Raw genomic sequence first — 19,089 nt, forward strand, 5'->3', positions numbered from 1 at the left:
GTGCACCCCCCGCTCTCCGCATCGGGCGCCCGGCCGGCCAGGCGGCGAGGCCGCCCGAGAGGCTTTGTTGCATTGCAGCGCGTGTTAATGGCCGCCTTTCGGTAACCTACGGGTATCCGCCCCAATCCATTTACGCAAGAGGACCCAAGGCGATGTCGACCATCGATTCCGTTCTGACCGAAACCCGCGTATTCCAGCCGCCCGCGGAACTCGTCAAGCAAGCCAATATTTCGGGCATGGCGGCCTATAAGGCGCTGTATGAGGAAGCCGAGCGAGACTTCGAAGGCTTCTGGGGCCGCCTGGCGAGGGAAACGCTGCAGTGGAGCAAGCCCTTCACCAAGGTGCTCGACGAAAGCAACGCCCCCTTCTACAAGTGGTTTGAAGACGGCGAGCTGAACGTCTCGTACAACTGCCTGGACGTCCATCTCACGAACGGCAACGCCGACAAGGTCGCCATCATCTTCGAAAGCGACGATGGCAAGACCACCAAGGTCACTTATCGCGAACTGCACGCCCGGGTGTGCCGGTTCGCCAACGGCATCAAGGCCCTGGGCTACAAGAAGGGCGATCGCTCCATCATCTACATGCCGATGTCCATCGAGGCCGTGGTTGCCATGCAGGCATGCGCCCGGCTCGGCATCACGCATTCGGTCGTGTTCGGCGGCTTCTCGGCCAAGAGCCTGCAGGAGCGCATCGTCGACGTGGGCGCCTCCTTCATCATCACGGCGGACGAGCAGGTGCGAGGCGGCCGGACCATCCCGCTCAAGCCCGCCGTCGAGGAAGCCATCGCCATGGGCGGCTGCGAAGCCGTCAAGAAGGTCATCGTCTATCGCCGCACCGGCGGGAACGTACCCTGGGTCGAAGGCCGCGACCTCTGGATGCACGACGTGGAGCAAGGCCAACCCGATACGTGCGAACCCGTCCAGGTCGGGGCAGAGCACCCGCTGTTCGTTCTCTATACCTCGGGTTCCACTGGCAAGCCCAAAGGGGTCCAGCACTCTTCCGGGGGCTACCTGCTTTGGGCGGCGCTCACCATGAAGTGGACCTTCGACATCAAGCCCACCGACGTATATTGGTGCACCGCGGATGTCGGCTGGGTGACGGGGCATACCTACATCACTTACGGCCCGCTGGCGGTCGGCGCGACGCAGATCGTCTTCGAGGGTGTCCCGACCTACCCCAACGCCGGCCGTTTCTGGGAGATCATCCAGAAACACAAGGCCACCATCTTCTATACCGCGCCGACCGCGATCCGCTCGCTGATCAAGGCGGCCGAGGCCAGCCCGGACCATCATCCCAAGAAATACGACCTGAGCAGCCTGCGCATCATCGGCTCGGTAGGCGAGCCGATCAATCCCGAGGCGTGGGTCTGGTACTACACCAATGTCGGCGGGGAGCGCTGCCCCATCGTCGATACCTGGTGGCAAACCGAGACTGGCGGCCACATGATCACGCCGCTGCCTGGCGTCACGGGCTTGAAGCCAGGGTCCTGCACGTTGCCGCTCCCGGGCATTTTCGCTGCCATCGTCGATGAGACCGGCGCAGACGTCGAGCTGGGCAAGGGCGGATTCCTGGTGGTCAAGCGTCCCTGGCCCGCCATGATCCGGACCATCTGGGGCGATCCCGAGCGCTTCAAGAAGAGCTACTACCCCGAAGAACTGGGGGGCAAGTACTACCTGGCGGGGGACGGCGCCAACCGCGACGCCGATGGCTATTTCTGGATCATGGGACGCATCGATGACGTGCTGAACGTCTCCGGCCATCGCCTCGGCACCATGGAGGTCGAGTCGGCGCTGGTGGCCCATCCCTTGGTCGCGGAGGCCGCCGTCGTGGGGCGCCCGGACGATGTCACCGGCGAGGCCGTCGTGGCATTCGTCGTCTTGAAGCGTGCCCGTCCAGACGATGCAGAGGCCGCCGAAATCGCCAAAGAGTTGCGAAACTGGGTGGCCAAGGAAATCGGCCCCATCGCCAAGCCCAAGGAAATCCGTTTTGGCGACAACCTGCCCAAGACCCGCTCCGGCAAGATCATGCGCCGGTTGCTGCGCGTGGTCGCCAAGGGGGAGGCCATCACGCAGGACGTCTCCACCTTGGAAAACCCGGCCATCCTGGAGCAGCTCGGCAAGGCGCTGTGATTGGATGCACCGTGTTGGTGCGCGCCCGCGTCGATGGCATGGTGCGCACCGCACCATAATAGGGTCAATACCTAGTGTCAGCGGTAAATTGCAGGAGCAGAATATCGTTATGCAGTGGAGGAGACAAAACCCCTGCAGTCGTTAGAAGAGCAAACCGCCCGAGCGACCGGCGCCAACGTGCGCCGGTCGCCGTGGCCATAATAAACTGGTGCAGCGGTCTCCTCCATTCCCGCCAAAACCGTTCGGTCTTGGTGCCTTTCCTGCCTAGAGTCCCAATCCTCGATCCCCTATTCGACGCATTGTGCGGCGCAGCGCACCGAAACGGCGCGCGCCCCGGAGATACGGAACGAGTTCCGCGCAGTGGCCGCATCGTCGCCAATCTGGTAATATTGCTGGCTCTGCCGGATTTTTCCGCAGTACGGACAGGTGGCCGAGTGGTTGAAGGCGCACGCCTGGAACGCGTGTATATGTGAAAGCGTATCGTGGGTTCGAATCCCACCCTGTCCGCCAGGATTCTCCTTCCGGGGCTGCTCCCGGAGGTTCGCAAACCCGCCCCCGTTCGGCGGGTTTTTTCATGGCGTTCCGTTGCCCCCATGGCGTCGTTCGATGCCTGTCGCCGCCCGGCGTTGATTTCCTGTTTTCGCCTAAGGCGCTCCATCCCCATTGGCCCCTGACACGTCTGCGCCCTTTGCCGATGAGCGGGAAGCCGTCGGCTGCCTTGGCGCATGACTCCATCACGGATTCAGACGATCGAACGATACGCGTGATCGGCGGCGCTGGTCGAGCTAAGCGATGCGGTGCTTTCATTCCAAGAACGGAGACAACATGATGATGAAGCATCGAATCGGCTCGATTTTTGCGGCGTGTGTGCTTGCCATGGGGGTGACCGGGGCCGTTGCCCAGGAGTGGCCCAGCCGTCCCATCAAGCTCGTGGTGCCGTTTCCCGCCGGAGGGCCGACCGACATGATCGGTCGCGAGGTGGCGGAAGTCCTGCGGGCCGAGTTCAAGCAGCCCGTCGTGGTGGAAAACCGCCCAGGGGGAAACGGAACGCTGGGGCTGGGCGTGCTGGCCAAATCGCCGCCTGACGGTTACACCCTGGGCCTGGTCGCCATTACCGTGGCAATCGCTCCCCACCTGGGCAACGCGGGATTCGACTCGTTCAAGGACTTCACCTACATCAGCAACGTGTCGTCCACCACGCCCATCTTGGTCGCGAATAAAGAGTCTCCGTTCAACACGCTCTCGGAGTTGGTGGCATACGCCAAGGCCAATCCGAACAAGGTGGCATACGGTACGCCCGGGATAGGCACGGTTCCTCACCTCGCGGTCGAACTGCTCCAGATCCAGACCGGCATCAAGCTGAACCACATTCCGTACAAAGGTGCGCAACAGCAGATCCAGGACCTGATCGGGGGCTCTACCCAGCTCGATTCCCAGAGTTCGCTGGTCGTGGCGGGGCCGCAGATCCAGGCGGGGCGCATCAAGCCCATTGCCGTGCTTACCGAGCAGCGCTCGCCGCTGCTTCCGGATACGCCCACCGCGAAGGAGTCCGGTTATCCGAGCCTGGTCGTGGCGCCGTGGTTCGGCATTGGCGCGCCGGCCGGGCTGTCTCCCGACATCGCGAAGAAGATTCATGCCGCGATCGCCAAGGGGTTCGCGACGCCGGAAGTGCAGCAGAAGTTTGCGGCCAACGGCAACGTGATACACATCAGCGGCTCGCCCGCCGAGTTCGAAAGCTATGCGAAGGCCGAGTATGAGCGCTGGGGCAAGGTCATCCGGGAGGGGGGGATCAAGGCTCAGTGAGAACTGGCCGGTGCCGGCGTTTGGTCGGCGCCGGCACCGCGGCCGGCATGTGTGCAGGGCGGGGCAGGCATGCCGGCCATAAGATTTTTCGAACGCTGAATCAGGAATTCCCGGCTATTCGCCGCCCATAGGTTTGCCTAGACTCATCCAAGCAACGGATGAGGAGGCAAGGCATGCCGCGGAGCTGCGAGCGATTCATGCCCGCTTATGTCATCGAGCAGGTGATGAAAAAGCGCGGTCGTCTCGAGGTGTTCGATCGCTTCGACCCGGGCCGGACGGCGCTGGTCATCATCGACATGCAGCGCTTCTACGTGCAGGACCTGGAGCCTGCGCTGCGCATCATTCCAGCCGTCAATGAAACGGCCCAAGCCGTTCGCGAACGGGGGGGCGTCGTGGCCTGGGTCAGCATGACCGTCGGCAAGGACGGCGTCAGTACCTGGCCGCTCTATCACGACTATTTCTTCAAGCCCGAAGGCGGCGCGCGCCACCGTGACCAGCTCAGCGAGGGAGCGCCGGGGCATGCGCTGCATCCCGAACTCGACGTGCGACCGGAGGACATCCGCGCCAGCAAGTCGCGCTTCAGCGCTTTCCTGCCCGGCTACTGCGACCTGCACGAGCAGCTCCAGGAGCGGGGCATCCGCCACGTCGCCATAGGCGGCGTCGTGACCAATTTCTGCTGTGAGACCTCGGCGCGGGACGCCATGATGTTGGGTTACCAGGTCGCGATGGTGAGCGACCTGAATGCGGCGCGCTACCCCGAGGATCATCTGAACGGCCTGACGACGGTGTTCCAGAGCTTCGGGGACGTCGTCACGGCACGCGAGTTACTCGACGACCTACTTTAGGACGGCGGCCGGACCAAGTTGGCCGCTGCGCATCGCTTATCTCCGTTACGTCAATCGAAAGGGGCGAGGCAATCATGATGAAACCGCGGTTTTCGGCAGGACTACGCCACGCATGGACCGCGCTGTGCACCGGCGTGCTGCTCTGGGGGATGCATGGCCACGCGATTGGCCAGGAAAAGGTGGTCCGGGTAGGCGTAATCGGCGAGTTCTCGGGCGTGTTTTCTATCTATGGGCAGCAGTCGCGTCGCGCGATCGAGCTTTTCATGAAGGAGCACGGGGACACCGTCGCGGGGCACAAGGTGGAGGTGATTTATCGCGACACGACCGGCGCCAACCCGGAAATTTCGCGTCGTGCCGCGCAGGAATTGGTGACGCGTGACCGCGTGCAGTTTCTGGCGGGCTTCGGCCTGACGCCGAATGCGCTCGCTGCAGCCCCGGTGGCGACCAAGACGGAAACGCCGATGATCATCATGAACGCAGCGGCCACGGCCTTCGTGCCTACTCGCTCGCCCTATATCGTCCGTTTCTCGCTCAGCCAGCCGCAGGTCACCAAGCCGCTCGCGGCCTGGGCCGCCCGCAATGGCATCAAGAGCGTCTACGTCATGGTGCCAGACTATGCGCCGGGCATCGACACGGAAAAATACTTTTCCGCTGCCTTTACGGCAGCCGGCGGGAAAATCGTCGGATCGGTCAAGACGCCGATCAGCAACGTCGAGTACGCGCCATACCTGCAGCGGGCTGCCGATGCCCAGCCCGACGCGATCTTGTTCATGAGCCCGTCCGGAGACCAAGGGTTGCAGTTCCTGAAGGCATTCAGGGAGCGCGGACTGGACAAGCGCATGAAGGTGTTGTCTACCGGCGAGCTGACCGATGAAATCGTGCTGGACACCTTCGGCGACGAGGCGTTGGGCCTGGTCACGAGCATGCACTACTCGATGGCGCACGACAGCCCCGAGAACCGCGCCTATGTGGCGGCCTGGCAAAAGGCCTACGGCGCTGACGCGCGGCCCAACTGGTACGCCACCGGCGCTTGGGACGGCATGGCCGCCATTTACCACGTCATCCGGGAGCTGAAGGGAAAGATCGATGCGGAACCAGTCCTGAAGGTGCTCAAGGGCTACCAGGCGCAGAGTCCGCGCGGGCCGATCCGCATCGACGACAACCGGGATGTTGTCCAGAACATCTATATCCGTCGCGTTGAGCGGGTCGGCGGCAAGCTGCAGAACGTCGAGTTCGAAACGTTCGAAAACGTGGCGACCGAGCTATGAGCAACATCGATCGAGCACACTCCCCGGCCTGGGCCTCACTGCCCGTCATCGGGCTGAACGAGGATCCCGACGGCTACGACATCGATGCGCGCACGCCTAATGGAGAGCAGCATCTCCAAGCCTTCGCCGAGCGCAGCGCTGCGGCGAGGCAGGCAGCGGGGCTGCAGGCGCGGACCGTTTCCTATGCAGACCACTCCTTGGCCGTCGCGGACGTGTTTCGCCCGGGGCACGGCACCGTCCGTGGCACGGTGGTCTTTGTGCACGGTGGTTACTGGAAGGGCGCAGGGCGCCCCAACCGGGCGTTTCTGGCGCCTGCCTGGGTGGCAGAAGGCGTGCAGTGGGTGAACCTCGGGTATCCGGTCGCACCGGAGACCCCTCTGCCGGAGATCTGCCGGCTCACCCGCGGGGCCATGCTCGCGATGATGCGTGGCGATGCGCCATTCGGCGGGATGGACGGACCTATCGTCCTGTCGGGGAATAGCGCGGGGGCCCACCTGGTCGCGCATGCGCTGCTCGAACCGCAGTTGCAGGCGGCCGCGGCCGGTCGCCTTGCCGGATGCATGCTGCTAAGCGGTTTGTACGATCTCGAGCCCCTGGTTTCGCTGCCCGCCAATGCGTGGATGCGCCTGGATGCGAGGCTCGCGGCCGAGCTCAGTCCCCTGCGCCACGACGTGCCCTCCCTCGATGCTCCGGTGTTGGTCACAGTAGGCGCGGACGAACCCGACGCCTTCATCGGTCAATCGCGCGCCTATGCCCGCCATTTGCTGGGCCGCGTAGAGATCGACTACCGCGAAGTCGATGGCCGCAACCACATGACGATGATTTCCGCACTGGAATCGCCGGATGCCGTGCTCGGGCGCATCGTGGCCGGATGGCTCGGCCTGCGCGCGGACGGACAGTGACGCAATGCTGGTCCAGGCGCTAGTGGTGCTCATGGATGGGCTTGCCTATGGGGCACTGCTCTTCATGATGTCGGTCGGGTTATCCATCACGCTGGGGCTGATGGGGTTCGTGAACCTGGCGCACATGGCCATCGCCATGCTGGGCGGCTATGTGATGGTGACCGCCATGGAGCAGCTCGGCCTGTCGTTCCTGGCCGCGCTTGGAACGGCCGTCGTGGCGGTGGGCGTGATCGGCGTCATCCTGGAACGCGGCCTGTTCCGCTTCGTGTATGGCGCTCCGCCCCTGGCGCAAGTGCTGTTGACCGTCGGCACGCTATTCATGCTGGGGGCTGCGGTCACTTATCTCTGGGGGCCGGGGCTGCTTTCCGTGCAGATCCCTGATTGGCTCAATGGCAGGCTGTCGCTCGGGCCCGTAGGCGTATCGCGCTATCGGTTGTTCTTGTTGCTGCTCGGGTTGGCCATCCTGGGGCTGTTGGTGGTCGGGATGGAGCGTACCCGCTTCGGCGCCATGGTGCGGGCGTCTGTCGATAACCAGGAGGTCGCGCGCAGCTTGGGGATTCCGGTCGATCGCGTATTCATGGGCACGTTTGCGCTCGGCTCGGCGCTATCTGCCTTGGGTGGCGCCTTGAGCGTGCAGGCCATGGGATTGGACCCAGGCTTCGGGTTGAAATACCTGGTGTTGGCGCTGCTGGTGGTCGTGCTGGGCGGGGCAGGCTCTATTACCGGCACTTTCCTGGCGTCGATGTTGATCGGCATTACGATGATCGCGGGAGCGTATTACATCCCCTGGGCCGGTGCGTTCATCATTTACCTCGTCATGATCGCGGTATTGACGTTTCGGCCCATGGGGCTTCGTGCCGCCCGGGGAGGGCATTGATCATGGATCGGTTCGGCGAGGCGTACCTCCGCACCCAGCGGCGCTGGCACTGGGCCGAGGCATGTTTCTGGATAGCCGTTGCGGCCGCATGGTTCGTCTTTCCCGACAATCTCGTCCTGGGCACGCAGATTCTCATTGCGGCGCTGTTCGCGCTCTCCCTGGACCTGGTTATGGGCTACGCGGGAATCGTGACGCTGGGGCATGCCGCCTTTTTCGGCATCGGGGCCTACGCCGCGGGCAAGCTGGGCCAGCAAGGATGGAGCGAACCGTTTACCGGCCTGCTCCTTGGCGGACTGGCGGCGGCCGTGGTCGCGGCGGCGACGGCCCGGCTCGTCTGCCGGGGCCATGATTTGAGCCGGCTCATGGTCACCCTGGGGCTGGGAATGCTGCTGTTCGAGCTCGCCAACAAGGCTTCGGAGTGGACGGGCGGGCTCGACGGCATGTTGGACATCGAAATCGCCCCGCTGTTTGGCGTATTCGAGTTCGACATGGCGGGGAGGGTGGGGTACGTCTATTGCGCCGTCGTGCTATTTGCCTGGTTCCTGCTGGCGCGCCATCTCGTGCGCCAGCCTTTCGGCCTCAGCCTGCACGCGGTGCGCCTCAACCCGATACGTGCCCGGGCCATCGGGCTGGACACTGCGGCCGCGCTCAGCCGCATCTACGTGCTGTCGGCGATGATGGCGGGCACTGCCGGTGCCCTGCTTGCCCAGACCAACCAATACGTCGCGCTCGACGTGCTGTCATTCCAGAGAAGCGCCGATGTCGCCACCATGCTCATCATCGGCGGCCTGGGCCAGTTGTACGGAGGGCTGGTGGGGGCCGGCGGCTTTGTCGTCGCCCAGGACGCGTTGTCGGGGTTGAACCCGGAGTATTGGCAATTCTGGCTAGGGTTGGTGCTGGTGCTCGTCGTGCTGTTCGTGCGTGGCGGCGTGGTGGAGCTGCTGCGTGTCGGGTATCGCCGGGCGTTGGTGCAGGTGCGCAGGGGCCGGCCATGATGCTCGAGACGCGCGGCTTGTGCCGCAGTTTTGGTGCGCTGGCGGTGACCCGCAACGTGTCGCTGAGCCTGGGGCGCGGGGCGCGTCATGCACTCATTGGTCCCAACGGGGCAGGGAAGAGCACCCTGGTCAACCTCCTTGCCGGGTTGTTGCGCGAAGATTCTGGAGAGATCTACCTGGAGGGCGAGCGCATCAATGGCCTGCCCGTCCACGAACGGGTGCGGCGGGGCCTGGTGCGCACCTTCCAGGTCAACTCGCTGTTTTCCGAGCTGACGCCGCTGGATGCGGTGGCTTTGGCGCTGTGCCAGGCGCAGGGGCGTGCGCTGTCGTTCGTCAACGCCCGGCGCGTTCATGCGGAGGCGGTGGATGAGGCTGCCTCCATTCTCGAGCAGGTCGGCTTGCTAGACCAGGCGCATGCCGTGACGCGGCACATGGCCTACGGCCACCAACGCCTGCTCGAGATTGCACTGGCCTTGGCCTGCCGTCCCAAGGTGCTGCTGCTCGACGAACCCGCGGCAGGCGTACCCGCGGCGGAAAGCCGCCGGTTGTTCAACGCCTTGGACGAGCTGCCCGAAACGCTGGCGATTCTCCTGATCGAGCACGATATGAAACTGGTGTTCCGCTTCGCCAAGCGCATCTCCGTCCTCGCCGAAGGCGCCTTGCTGGCGGAAGGCACTCCAGAGGAGATCGCCAACGACCCTCGTGTTCGCGCCACGTATTTGGGGAGTGGCCATGTCTGAGCTGCTTGTCATGGAGTCCGTGACCGCAGGCTATGGCGACGCGACCATTCTGGAGCAGATCGACCTGGCCATTGAACAGGGTTCGAGCCTCGCCGTGCTTGGACGCAACGGCGTGGGCAAGACGACGTTGCTGCGGACCTTGCTGGGCGCCGCCCGCCAGACGGGCGGCGACATACGCTGGCTGGGAAAAAGCCTGCGCGGCCTCGATGCGGTACAACGCGCGCGCTTGGGCATGGGCTGGGTCCCGCAGGAGCGGGCGGTCTTCCGCTCCTTGACGGTCGAGGAGAACCTAGACGTCGTGGCCCGCCCGGGACCATGGAACAAGCAGGCTGTCTGGTCGCTTTTCCCCCGCCTCCAGGAGCGACGAGGGCATTATGGTGACCAGCTCTCCGGTGGAGAGCAGCAAATGCTGGCCATCGGCCGCGCGCTGATGACGAATCCCGCGCTGCTCTTGCTGGATGAGCCGCTGGAGGGGCTCGCACCCATCGTGGCGCAAGAGGTGGCCCAGTCCGTCCGGCAGATGATGCAGCAGGGCGGGATCACTGCCGTGGTGGTTGAGCAGCATCCCATCGTGGCCTTGCAAATGACGACGCAGGCCATTGTCTTGGAACGCGGGCGGATCTGCCTGCGCGCAGCCAGCGACGAATTGGCGCGTGACCCGAGTCGGCTGGAGTCGCTGCTGGGGGTGGTTTGAAAGTCGGTCGCGCTGTGCAGGAAGCGCCTTGCAACGGTGCAGCACGCTTTGCCACGCGATTTCCACGCAACGCCGTAGCCCATCTCCCCTCTCGCACGTCCGTGCGAAATCGTTTTTTCGCAAATTTGGAAGAATTTCCCGCTGAAAATCAGCCATACTGATGGCGTCGTTACCGGCAGAACGAAGCATACAGGGGCACCGGAATGGATCGACTTCAGGCGATGCAGGTTTTCACGCGCGTCGTCGAGGCGCACAGCTTTGGCAAGGCGGCTGAGAGCCTAGGCATGCCCGCTTCGTCGGTCACGCGAATAGTCAAGGAGCTGGAAACCTACCTAGGAGTCAGGCTGCTGCAGCGGACCACGCGGCATTTGAGCCTCACGCCGGATGGCACCCTCTATTACGACCATTGCCGTCGCTTGTTGTCGGATATCGAAATGGTCGAGGCCTCGTTTCCCGGCAGCGCGGGGAGGCCCCGGGGCAAGTTGCGCGTGGATACGACGTCCTCGATAGCGCGCTTGTTCGTGTTACCAGCCATCAAGCGTTTCCAGGAGACGTATCCCGATGTCGAACTGATCCTGACATCTGGGGATAAGACGATCGACCTTGTCCAGGAGGGGGTCGATTGCGTGATTCGCGCGGGCGTTCCCCAGGATTCGGCCACCCTCGTCGCGCGCCGCGTTGCTGGGTTTGAGTGGGTGACGTGTGCCTCGCCGGCTTATCTCGCGGCATATGGCGAACCCCGGTCGCTGGACGATTTGAAGAATCACCATGCAGTGGGGTTCATATCTAGTCGGAGCGGACGAAGCATGCACTGGACGTTCGTCGTCGATGGCGAGGAGCGTGCTATACGCGTCCCAGAGCGTATTACTGTTAACGACACGGACGCTTATGTCTGCAGCGGCCTGGAGGGTTTGGGGTTGATACGGGCGGCCAGTTACATGGTCATTCCCCATCTGCGTAGTGGCGCGCTGCGCCAGGTGTTGCCAGAGTTGAAAGCGCCGACCGTTCCCCTATCGGTGATGTATCCGAAGAACCGCCAGCTTTCTCCCACCGTTCGTGCATTCACGGATTGGTTTGGCCAATTGATGCAGGAGCTGGAGCCTCAGTGGGCGCTTTCTCGTCCGGCAATGGCTGCCGCGGCTCATGCGCCGTCCAAGAAACGGGTCTCGTCGGCGTAGCTGCCTCGAGATGGGGCAGCGCGTTCTCGCCGAACCTCGCCTTTGCACCCGCTTGGTACCCGGCGCGCATCGACCCAGTGCGCCATGTCCCGGTTTCGTGCGATCGAAATGGGGCAGGCTATCTATCTGGAAATCCGAAAAATCCACAAATACGAATGGTTTGTTGGAATAGGTGGTCGTCTCTAGGATGAGGGGCGTCGAGTCATGGCGAGATGTCACCCTTCTGGAGGCTGCAATGAAATTGATGGCTTGGAAGCTATCGCGGCGCGCCGCGGTTGCATGGCGGGCGTCATTGTCCAGCGCGCTCATCGCGACCGCGCTTCCCTGCACGGTGTCGGCCGATGAGGCTGCCGATTATCCGAACAAACCGGTCCGCCTCGTGCTGCCGTTTGCCGCGGGCGGCGTGTCGGATGTGATCTTCCGCGCGTTGGCCAATGAGCTGTCGCAGCAGCTGGGGCAACCGTTCGTGGTCGAAATCCGGGCGGGTGGGGGTGGCACGGTCGGTGCCGGCTATGCGGCCGGGGCGGCGCCGGACGGTTATACGTTGCTGCAGTCCAACCCGACGATGATCGCCGTCGCACCCCGGTTGGTCAAAGGGCTTTCCTACGATCCGGAACGCAGCTTTACGCCGATCGCCACCGTAGTGACGACGCCCAACATCATGCTGGCCAATAAGAATGTGCCGGTCAAGACGCTGCAAGACTTGCCCGCCTTCGTCAAGAAGGGCGGGCAGGGAAAAGTCAGTTTCGCCACGGCGGGGATAGGCAGCACCGGCCATACCTCCGGTCACATTCTCCAGCAGGCGCTGGGCATCGAGATGGGCCACATCCCGTACAAAGGGGCGGGGCAGGCGGTTCCCGATCTATTGGCGGGACGCGTGGCGTTTCTCTTTGATTCGGTGCCCTCGGCGATCGGCCATATCCGGGCGTCGAGCATGACACCCGTCGTCGTGTTTTCCCGCACGCGTTCCAGCGTGCTGCCGGACGTGCAAACCGTTGCAGAGGCGGGGTATCCGCAAGCGACCCTGGATTTCTGGATGGGGCTCGAGGGGCCCGCGAACATGCCCAAGCCCATCGTCGACAAACTCAACCAAGCGGTGAAACGGGCCCTCGAGAGTCCGGCCATGAAACAGCAACTGGCGTCCGTGGGTGCAGACCCATTCCATTCTTCTCCCGATGAGTTCGCGCAACTGCGTAGCCGAGACATTCGCCGGCTGGGGGAGGTGGTCGAGACGATGAAACTGACAGATTGATCACGGCCCAGGCTTCTCGTCCGGGATCTGTCGGCGTGTTGCCGCCAGGTCGTCAACCCGCCTTCGGGCAACTCATGGAGGAGCGCGGGTCGCCGTTGAAGACGAGATCGATTTGCGGCTTGCCGCCGCGCTTGATGGAGAATCTGCCCGTGGCGTTCGACATGGTGCCGGTGAATCGCATGCCCCCGTCCTGCGAAAGCGTGTAGTTGCCGCCTTTGTTGCCGACCGAGTAGCGTCCTCCCTGCAAGATTTGAACGTCGGTATAGGTGTAGTTCAGCTGTCCGTTGTCGAAGGTATAGCAGCTGTACTTGCCAGGTGGCACTGCATTCGGGGCCGATGCGGCCCCGGTGGCGTTCGGGGTGGCCTGCGGAGGCGAAGCCGGGGGTGCCTGCCGCATGTCTACGCCCGTCTCGTTCTGCACGACCCGGTACCACATGTTCTCCAGCTCCTCGAGCGTGGCGTTGACTTTCTGCCGGACGTCGCCGGGGCAAGCCTGATTGGAAAATTTTTCCGCCGCCTGCGATCGCGCCTCTTGGCGACGCGCCTCGATGGCCGTGCGGATCTGCCGCGCGTCTTTCTCATCGAGCTTGAAATGCGCGTAGCTGCGCGACATGAGATCGACCAGGGTTTGGGAATTGCCGCCGCAGTAATCCGCGGCCCCCATTACCGTGGCAAGATTGACACCGATCTCTTCAAGCTTGGAACGGAGTTTTTCGTCGGCACCCGCGGCGGTGCCGCAGACCGACAGCAGAAGGGCCCCGGCCAGGGCAGTGCGTCGAAACATGGTGGAGTTGTCTCCGGTGAGTGGGAGTCTGCGTGGATTTTATGTAGACCCCACATTTCATGGCCGAGCAGCGTTGGTTGGGGCTTTCCTGAGTTGACGGCACTTGGGCCTTGCGCTTGGCGCTTTCGGGCAAGGCCGCGGCGCCCGCGCCGAAGGCGGGCGCGGGAGGTACTAGCGCGCTTCCACCATGAACCGGGCGAAGAAATTCGCCAGTTCTTCGTGGGCGTCGAGCGGCAATACATGCGCGATGTATTGGTCGGGCCGCACGATTACCATGCACCCGCGTTCCCGGTCGACACCGCGCATGTCGAAGATGTCTTGACCGCTCTTGAGGTCGGGGCAGAACATCTTTTCATAGTCGATCAGGCCGTAGCGTCCTTTGCGCGGGAGCAGGAAAGACGGCATGGCGTCGAGCGCCAGCGTGCGATGCCCTTGCTGGAAGATTGCGCGCACGTCGATCACGGCGTCGATGTCCATGTCCGCCGGCGTGTACTTCTTGACCGGCGATCGTGGCGAGTCGGCAAGGAATTCGCAAAGCGCCCGGATGCGCGCCGAGGGCTGCATCGGGTCTTCGCGGTCGGCGAACGCAAACACGCGCCAGCGTCCGTCGGCCTTGACCGTGTGGCCCAAGTGCATGGGCTTGGCGTCGGCCAGGCGGATGACCGGCGCAGAATGGAAGCGCATGCCGACCACGAAACCTGTGGCCAGTTCCTGGTGCACGGGTTCGGCACTGATGAGGGACGGATGGTAGTGCGTGGCGGTGCCGGCCGTGAAGCGGCCTTGCATGATGAAATAACGCTGGAACTCCGCGGGATCGACGCCCTCGCTATCTTCCTTGGTAGGATCCTTGGGCGCTGCGCTGAACATCTTGGCGAATTCGCGATCGAAGTCGATCAACTCCTTGGCGACCGCCTGGCGTTCCTTGGAATACGTATGCAGGACTTCGGGGATGCAGCGGCCGCGCAGAACCGCGGCAAGTTTCCATCCAAGGTTAAAGCCGTCCTGCATGGAGACGTTCATGCCCTGGCCGGCCTTGGGGCTGTGCGTGTGGCAGGCATCTCCGGCGATGAACACGCGCGGGAATTGCTCGTGCTCCAATTCTGCCGGGACGTCGTCGAACTTCTCGCACAGCCGCTGTCCGATCTCGTAGACCGACCACCAGGCGATCTCCTTCACGTCGAGCGTGTAAGGGTGCAGGATGCGCTGGGCAGCCGCGATTAGGCGATCGGTTGTGATCTGGCGGTTGGATACGCGCTCGTTCTCGTTGAGCTTGTCAAGCTCGATGTAGAGGCGCACCAGGTAGCCGCCTTCGCGCGGGATGATCAGGACGCTGCCTTCATTTGCCGAGTGGATGGCCGACTTGATGCGGATGTCGGGGAAGTCAGTGACCGCCAGCACGTCCATGACGCCCCAGGCCTGGTTGGCAGATTCGCCATGCAGCGCGCGGCCCAGCGACTTGCGCACGGTGCTATGGGCGCCGTCGCAGCCGACCGCATAGCGAGCCTTGACGACCTCGACCCGCCCTTGGTGTTCGGGGTCGACGCGCTCGAAGCGGGCCGTGACCGGGTGGCTATCGTTTCCAGACCGGTCGACCTTGAGCTCCAGCAGGCGGCGGGAATAGGCGGGCTCCAGGCGCGATGGCGAGTTGCGCATCACGTCCAAGTAGAAGTCGTGGACCCGGGCCTGGTTCAGGATGACGTGCGGAAACTCGGAGAGGCCGTCCTCGGTGTCCTGGATGCGGCCGCCGCGGACGATGTGGGATCTTTGGTTGTCGTCGGGTTTCCAAAACGAGGTCTCGTTGACCCAGTAGGCTTCCCTCAGCACCCGGTGGCTGAATCCGAAGGCCTCGAACATTTCCACCGTGCGGCAGGCGATGCCGTCGGCCTGGCCCAACTGCAGCGGGCCGGGCTTTTGATCAACGATGCACGTCTTGATGTCGGGGAACGCGGCCAGTTGCGCGGCCAAGGTCAGGCCGGTGGGCCCGCTGCCCACGATCAGCACGTCGACTTCTTGGGGGAGGACATCGGCACGAGCGCCCACGGCATGAGGGGCGGGCTCGGAGATGGCGGGATCGCCGGTCTTGAATCCGTTCAGGTGGAATTGCATGGCACGTCAGATGGAAAGGTGGACACGTCACGACTTGGCAGACGTGTCATTATCTCAGGCACGACTGGCTTCGTCTCTGCGCAAGCTCAGGAGAATCCCTAGGCGCGACTTTGGCGGCCTGCCGGACGCGGCGGGCCACCGGAACGGGCCGGCAGCCGCACCCTGGTTACAGCTTGCGTCGTAGCACGACGGGCTTGCCGCCGTAGGTGCGCTTGCTCATCCATGCGGCGAGCGCAGCGTCCAGGTAGTCGGCGTGTCCCGGGAACCACTGGAAAAGATGCAGGGCGAAATCGTGGATGAGGGCAACATCCGCCTTGCCCGCCAAGAACAACTCCCGGACCTCCCGCGTGGACTTCATGACTGCCTCGTGTTCCTGGAAGTGGCAGTCCGAAGGCGGGAAATCGGTGCTGCGCATCCACTCCTCTTCCTGGCCGAAGTGCTCCTTCAGGTGTTCTTCGAACGCGTCGAGCGCGGCGGCCGCGGAGTTCTCGGTGCAGGTCAGCAACCGGAAAGCGACGTCGTAGAACTCTTTGTGCGACTCGTCCATCGGGTTGAAGCCGAGGAGGCGGGCGTCGGACCACAGAAAGCTGGTGTCGCTTTCTGGGATGGGCGCCTGGTCGTCACGTAACGTGGGTTCTTGCTTCATGGGATTCTTGGCTTAAGCGAGGTCAGGTCATACACCTGCCGGGAGGGAAGCTCCCGCATCGTTGCAAGTATATGAGTTTTGGGCCTCGCCCCGCTTCGCCAAGGCCGCCGGGGGCAGGAATCCACCCCCTGGCGTTCGCCGCCCAGCCCACTGGTCAGGCGGCCACCGTCCCCATGAGTTCTTCCTTGCGGGCTGCCATCATCTCGGCAGCTTCCCGCAGGTCGATTTTCTTGCTTACGACCTTGGGAAACATTTCCTCTTCTTCTTCTTTGACGTGATGGGTGACGTATTCGCAGAGCACGGTCACTTTGGCGTCGTACATCTCGTCGCTTGGCCGCATGGATTGGACCTGGGCGATGAGGTCCTTGGCGCTGGCGTGCTCGACGACCGCTTCGTCCAGCAGGTCGGCGAAGGCCTTGCCCCCCTCGCGGCGGACCAAGGGATAGAAGATTTCCTCTTCCAACGTGGCGTGGACGGTCAACTCCTTACAGACGGTTTGGGCGATTTCTTCCTTCTCGGCGTCCGATTCGGCTTCCTTGAATTGCTTGAACAGCTTCTTCGCGTTGCGATGGTCGTCGAGCAGCATGCCCAGAGCGGCCTTTTGCAGGGCCGGGATGGTCGATTTGTTCATGGAACTCTCCAAAGTATCCTCTCAGCGAGGTCGGTTCCATTCAGCAAGCGCCGTGCCCAACCTCCCGGAGTGTTCCGGCGACGCGTTCGAACAGCGCGGCCAGGTGGGCGGCGGCGGGCGTGAGGGGCACGCCGGCGCGCGAGATGAAAACGATGTCCGGGGCATCGATTTCGTCCAGCAAGGGAATGGGTTCTATCACGCCTGCGAATAGCCTGGAGTGGAACCATTGCTTGGGCAACATCGCGAGCGCATCGGTCGAGCACAGCAGCGCCGCTACGCCGACCATGGACTCGGCTTGGGTCATCGGGACAGGGGGCGGCAGCCCGTGTCGTGCGAATGCGTCTTCGAACTCCGCCTCCCGGCGTTCTTGCACGCCGGTGAGAATCCACTCTTGGTCGACTAGTGTCATGTCTGATTAATTTTGATGCTTAAAATAGCGGTATTGGGTAAAATATGGGCTGAACATTTCAAGGCGCCATGACCATGCCCAGAGCCGTTGCTGATTTTGTGCTCGCCCCTGCTGACAAGGCCACTTTGCAAGGGTGGTTGCGCAAGGGTTTGACGCCGAACCGCCTGGCGCAACGCGCGCGCATTCTGCTGTCGCTTGCTGATCACGTGCCACCCAAAGAAATCAGTGCGCAGTATGGCACTTCGGTGGCGAGCGTCTTTCGCTGGCGTGCGCGCTATCAGGAAATGGGGATTGCGGGATTGAGCGATCTGCCGCGCCCTGGCCAACCGCGCAAGCTTTCGCAAAAGAAGGTGCGCGAGATTCTCACGCTCACCACACAGCGCATCCCGGCGGAAGCCACGCACTGGAGCCTGCGACTGATGGCCCGGTATGCCGGCACCACCATCCACCAAGTGCAGCAGGTGTGGCAAGCGGCGGATCTCAAGCCTCACCGGCTGCAGAACTTTAAGATCAGCAACGATCCGGACTTTGCCCAGAAGGTGGTGGATGTCGTTGGCCTGTATATGAATCCACCCGAGAACGCCATGGTGCTCTCGGTCGACGAGAAGACACAGATTCAGGCGCTGGATCGCACCCAGCCGATGCTGCCGCTGCGGCCCGGGCAAATCGAGCGGCGTACCCATGACTACAAGCGCCATGGCACAGCCAGCCTGTATGCCGCCTTCGACATTCTCACCGGCAATGTCATCGGCCGGATCACCACCCGTCATCGAGCCAAAGAGTTTCTTCAATTCCTGCGCCAGATCGACCGAGCCACACCCGCTGAACTGGATCTGCATGTCATTCTGGATAACAGCTCCACGCACAAGACCAAAGAAGTCAAAGCTTGGCTGAGTGCGCACCCTCGGTTCAAGCTGCATTTCACCCCCACCAGCGCTTCGTGGCTGAATGCCGTCGAGCGCTGGTTTGCACAACTCGAGCGCCGTGCCTTGCACCGAGGCGTCTTTGGCAGCGTGCCAGAATTGCGTGATGCCATCCGCAAATTCATCGACGCGCATAACGCCTATAGCGCCAAGCCGTTTCAATGGACAAAAAGCGCTGACGCCATTCTCGCTAAAGTTGAACGTGCAAAGAACAGTATTAATGGTAGAAATCAAAATTAATCGAACAGAACACTAGCTCCGCGAGCCGCTTGGCATGCCGCTTCGGGTGATCTTTGCGCCCTACCACCACGCGCTGGTTCTGGAACAGGAGCTCCACTTTGTAGCTGTCCCCAACCGGCCGCGCGGGGCGGGGGCCGATGAAGAAGTCGAGCGTGCCGTCCTGCAATCGGCCTTCGAGCGTGGAAAAGAACCCCTCGACCATGCGCAGGCGGACGCCAGGGTAAGCGCGCCGAAAGGCCACGTGGACCTCGGCAGCCATGGACAGCCAGACGGCGCTGGACAGCCCTATGGTGACGGAACCGCAGGGCGTGCCCAAGAGCTGCGCGACTTCGTCACGGCCGCGGCGGATCTCGGCCATCGCAGCGTGCGCGCGTCGATAAAAGGCCTCGCCGATGGGAGTCAGGACGACGCCTCTGGCATGGCGTTCGAGCAGCGGCGTGGCAAGTTCGTTTTCCAGTTCCCGCAGGCTGCGCGTGAGGGCAGGCTGGGCAAGCCCGAGCGCGCGGGCTGCGCCCCGCACGCTGCGTGCGTCCGCGATGGCGATGAAATCCCGCAAATGATGCAGTTTCATGGCGATAACGCCCAGGTATCGACGGGAGAATTTTGCCATCTTTCTGTTAGCGTCGGGCGTCTCTAGACTTCGCGCAAGACATGCCAATATCTA

Annotated in this window: 18 protein-coding genes and 1 tRNA gene; 13 read left to right on the forward strand and 6 right to left on the reverse strand. The window is 63.1% G+C overall.

The window, feature by feature from the left end:
* The first annotated feature begins 152 nt into the window (after nucleotides 1-152).
* From acs to Q0319_RS18355, 12 genes are all read left to right on the forward strand, one after another.
* Nucleotides 153-2,132, forward strand: a complete 1,980-nt coding sequence (gene acs / locus Q0319_RS18300) for an acetate--CoA ligase (RefSeq protein WP_296471271.1) — start codon at nucleotides 153-155, stop codon at nucleotides 2,130-2,132.
* 420 nt (nucleotides 2,133-2,552) lie between these two features.
* A tRNA-Ser gene (locus Q0319_RS18305) sits at nucleotides 2,553-2,642 on the forward strand.
* A gap of 315 nt (nucleotides 2,643-2,957) precedes the next feature.
* Complete coding sequence (locus Q0319_RS18310) at nucleotides 2,958-3,935, forward strand: tripartite tricarboxylate transporter substrate binding protein (protein WP_299454982.1); 978 nt, start codon at nucleotides 2,958-2,960, stop codon at nucleotides 3,933-3,935.
* Between the two features lie 173 nt (nucleotides 3,936-4,108).
* Nucleotides 4,109-4,780: a cysteine hydrolase gene (locus tag Q0319_RS18315; protein ID WP_296469967.1), complete on the forward strand. Its 672-nt coding sequence runs from the start codon at nucleotides 4,109-4,111 to the stop codon at nucleotides 4,778-4,780.
* A gap of 74 nt (nucleotides 4,781-4,854) precedes the next feature.
* Complete coding sequence (locus Q0319_RS18320; protein WP_296469969.1) at nucleotides 4,855-6,048, forward strand: ABC transporter substrate-binding protein; 1,194 nt, start codon at nucleotides 4,855-4,857, stop codon at nucleotides 6,046-6,048.
* A complete protein-coding gene (locus tag Q0319_RS18325) occupies nucleotides 6,045-6,950 on the forward strand; it encodes an alpha/beta hydrolase (protein ID WP_296469971.1) in 906 nt (301 codons plus the stop codon). The genes Q0319_RS18320 and Q0319_RS18325 overlap by 4 nt, the downstream gene beginning before the upstream one ends.
* A gap of 4 nt (nucleotides 6,951-6,954) precedes the next feature.
* Nucleotides 6,955-7,827 (forward strand): branched-chain amino acid ABC transporter permease, encoded by an 873-nt coding sequence (locus tag Q0319_RS18330; protein WP_296469974.1) that lies wholly within the window; start codon nucleotides 6,955-6,957, stop codon nucleotides 7,825-7,827.
* Between the two features lie 2 nt (nucleotides 7,828-7,829).
* Nucleotides 7,830-8,822, forward strand: coding sequence for a branched-chain amino acid ABC transporter permease (locus Q0319_RS18335; protein WP_299454987.1), 993 nt, complete (start codon nucleotides 7,830-7,832; stop codon nucleotides 8,820-8,822).
* On the forward strand, nucleotides 8,819-9,562 hold the full coding sequence (locus Q0319_RS18340; protein ID WP_296469978.1) for an ABC transporter ATP-binding protein: 744 nt from the start codon (nucleotides 8,819-8,821) through the stop codon (nucleotides 9,560-9,562). The genes Q0319_RS18335 and Q0319_RS18340 overlap by 4 nt, the downstream gene beginning before the upstream one ends.
* A complete protein-coding gene (locus tag Q0319_RS18345; RefSeq protein ID WP_299454990.1) occupies nucleotides 9,555-10,256 on the forward strand; it encodes an ABC transporter ATP-binding protein in 702 nt (233 codons plus the stop codon). The genes Q0319_RS18340 and Q0319_RS18345 overlap by 8 nt, the downstream gene beginning before the upstream one ends.
* A gap of 203 nt (nucleotides 10,257-10,459) precedes the next feature.
* Nucleotides 10,460-11,434, forward strand: a complete 975-nt coding sequence (locus Q0319_RS18350) for a LysR family transcriptional regulator (RefSeq protein ID WP_296471381.1) — start codon at nucleotides 10,460-10,462, stop codon at nucleotides 11,432-11,434.
* Between the two features lie 235 nt (nucleotides 11,435-11,669).
* Nucleotides 11,670-12,686, forward strand: coding sequence for a tripartite tricarboxylate transporter substrate-binding protein (locus Q0319_RS18355; protein WP_299454993.1), 1,017 nt, complete (start codon nucleotides 11,670-11,672; stop codon nucleotides 12,684-12,686).
* A 52-nt stretch (nucleotides 12,687-12,738) separates the two neighbouring features.
* On the opposite strand, the gene Q0319_RS18360 is transcribed toward Q0319_RS18355, so the two are convergent.
* The 5 genes from Q0319_RS18360 to Q0319_RS18380 form a co-directional block, all read right to left on the reverse strand.
* The gene (locus Q0319_RS18360; RefSeq protein WP_299454996.1) at nucleotides 12,739-13,470 is read right to left on the reverse strand and encodes a hypothetical protein; all 732 of its coding nucleotides are present in this window, start codon (nucleotides 13,468-13,470) and stop codon (nucleotides 12,739-12,741) included.
* Nucleotides 13,471-13,641: 171 nt separating this feature from the next.
* Complete coding sequence (locus Q0319_RS18365; protein ID WP_296468974.1) at nucleotides 13,642-15,576, reverse strand: FAD-binding monooxygenase; 1,935 nt, start codon at nucleotides 15,574-15,576, stop codon at nucleotides 13,642-13,644.
* A 166-nt stretch (nucleotides 15,577-15,742) separates the two neighbouring features.
* Nucleotides 15,743-16,222 (reverse strand): hemerythrin domain-containing protein, encoded by a 480-nt coding sequence (locus Q0319_RS18370; RefSeq protein WP_296468976.1) that lies wholly within the window; start codon nucleotides 16,220-16,222, stop codon nucleotides 15,743-15,745.
* Between the two features lie 154 nt (nucleotides 16,223-16,376).
* Nucleotides 16,377-16,853 carry a hemerythrin domain-containing protein gene (locus tag Q0319_RS18375; RefSeq protein ID WP_299455001.1) on the reverse strand — a complete coding sequence of 159 codons (477 nt, stop codon included), beginning with the start codon at nucleotides 16,851-16,853 and terminating at the stop codon, nucleotides 16,377-16,379.
* Between the two features lie 40 nt (nucleotides 16,854-16,893).
* Nucleotides 16,894-17,262 (reverse strand): LysR substrate-binding domain-containing protein, encoded by a 369-nt coding sequence (locus tag Q0319_RS18380; RefSeq protein WP_299455003.1) that lies wholly within the window; start codon nucleotides 17,260-17,262, stop codon nucleotides 16,894-16,896.
* Nucleotides 17,263-17,336: 74 nt separating this feature from the next.
* Between Q0319_RS18380 and Q0319_RS18385 the strand changes: the two genes are divergently transcribed.
* Complete coding sequence (locus tag Q0319_RS18385; RefSeq protein ID WP_299455079.1) at nucleotides 17,337-18,425, forward strand: IS630 family transposase; 1,089 nt, start codon at nucleotides 17,337-17,339, stop codon at nucleotides 18,423-18,425.
* On the opposite strand, the gene Q0319_RS18390 is transcribed toward Q0319_RS18385, so the two are convergent.
* Nucleotides 18,403-18,996, reverse strand: coding sequence for a LysR family transcriptional regulator (locus Q0319_RS18390; RefSeq protein WP_299455005.1), 594 nt, complete (start codon nucleotides 18,994-18,996; stop codon nucleotides 18,403-18,405). The genes Q0319_RS18385 and Q0319_RS18390 overlap by 23 nt on opposite strands.
* Between the last annotated feature and the right edge of the window lie 93 nt (nucleotides 18,997-19,089).

It is taken from the genome of uncultured Pigmentiphaga sp. (assembly GCF_937950555.1).
GTDB lineage: Bacteria > Pseudomonadota > Gammaproteobacteria > Burkholderiales > Burkholderiaceae_B > Pigmentiphaga.

Excerpts from the sequence above, each read along its gene's own strand:
- acs (WP_296471271.1), top strand. The coding sequence starts at position 153 with ATGTCGACCATCGATTCCGTTCTGACCGAAACCCGCGTATTCCAGCCG.
- Q0319_RS18355 (WP_299454993.1), top strand. The coding sequence starts at position 11,670 with ATGAAATTGATGGCTTGGAAGCTATCGCGGCGCGCCGCGGTTGCATGG.
- Q0319_RS18380 (WP_299455003.1), bottom strand. The coding sequence starts at position 17,262 with ATGACACTAGTCGACCAAGAGTGGATTCTCACCGGCGTGCAAGAACGC.
- Q0319_RS18325 (WP_296469971.1), top strand. The coding sequence starts at position 6,045 with ATGAGCAACATCGATCGAGCACACTCCCCGGCCTGGGCCTCACTGCCC.
- Q0319_RS18360 (WP_299454996.1), bottom strand. The coding sequence starts at position 13,470 with ATGTTTCGACGCACTGCCCTGGCCGGGGCCCTTCTGCTGTCGGTCTGC.
- Q0319_RS18390 (WP_299455005.1), bottom strand. The coding sequence starts at position 18,996 with ATGAAACTGCATCATTTGCGGGATTTCATCGCCATCGCGGACGCACGC.
- Q0319_RS18340 (WP_296469978.1), top strand. The coding sequence starts at position 8,819 with ATGATGCTCGAGACGCGCGGCTTGTGCCGCAGTTTTGGTGCGCTGGCG.
- Q0319_RS18315 (WP_296469967.1), top strand. The coding sequence starts at position 4,109 with ATGCCGCGGAGCTGCGAGCGATTCATGCCCGCTTATGTCATCGAGCAG.
- Q0319_RS18330 (WP_296469974.1), top strand. The coding sequence starts at position 6,955 with ATGCTGGTCCAGGCGCTAGTGGTGCTCATGGATGGGCTTGCCTATGGG.
- Q0319_RS18345 (WP_299454990.1), top strand. The coding sequence starts at position 9,555 with ATGTCTGAGCTGCTTGTCATGGAGTCCGTGACCGCAGGCTATGGCGAC.
- Q0319_RS18335 (WP_299454987.1), top strand. The coding sequence starts at position 7,830 with ATGGATCGGTTCGGCGAGGCGTACCTCCGCACCCAGCGGCGCTGGCAC.
- Q0319_RS18365 (WP_296468974.1), bottom strand. The coding sequence starts at position 15,576 with ATGCAATTCCACCTGAACGGATTCAAGACCGGCGATCCCGCCATCTCC.
- Q0319_RS18385 (WP_299455079.1), top strand. The coding sequence starts at position 17,337 with ATGCCCAGAGCCGTTGCTGATTTTGTGCTCGCCCCTGCTGACAAGGCC.
- Q0319_RS18370 (WP_296468976.1), bottom strand. The coding sequence starts at position 16,222 with ATGAAGCAAGAACCCACGTTACGTGACGACCAGGCGCCCATCCCAGAA.
- Q0319_RS18350 (WP_296471381.1), top strand. The coding sequence starts at position 10,460 with ATGGATCGACTTCAGGCGATGCAGGTTTTCACGCGCGTCGTCGAGGCG.
- Q0319_RS18375 (WP_299455001.1), bottom strand. The coding sequence starts at position 16,853 with ATGAACAAATCGACCATCCCGGCCCTGCAAAAGGCCGCTCTGGGCATG.
- Q0319_RS18310 (WP_299454982.1), top strand. The coding sequence starts at position 2,958 with ATGATGATGAAGCATCGAATCGGCTCGATTTTTGCGGCGTGTGTGCTT.
- Q0319_RS18320 (WP_296469969.1), top strand. The coding sequence starts at position 4,855 with ATGATGAAACCGCGGTTTTCGGCAGGACTACGCCACGCATGGACCGCG.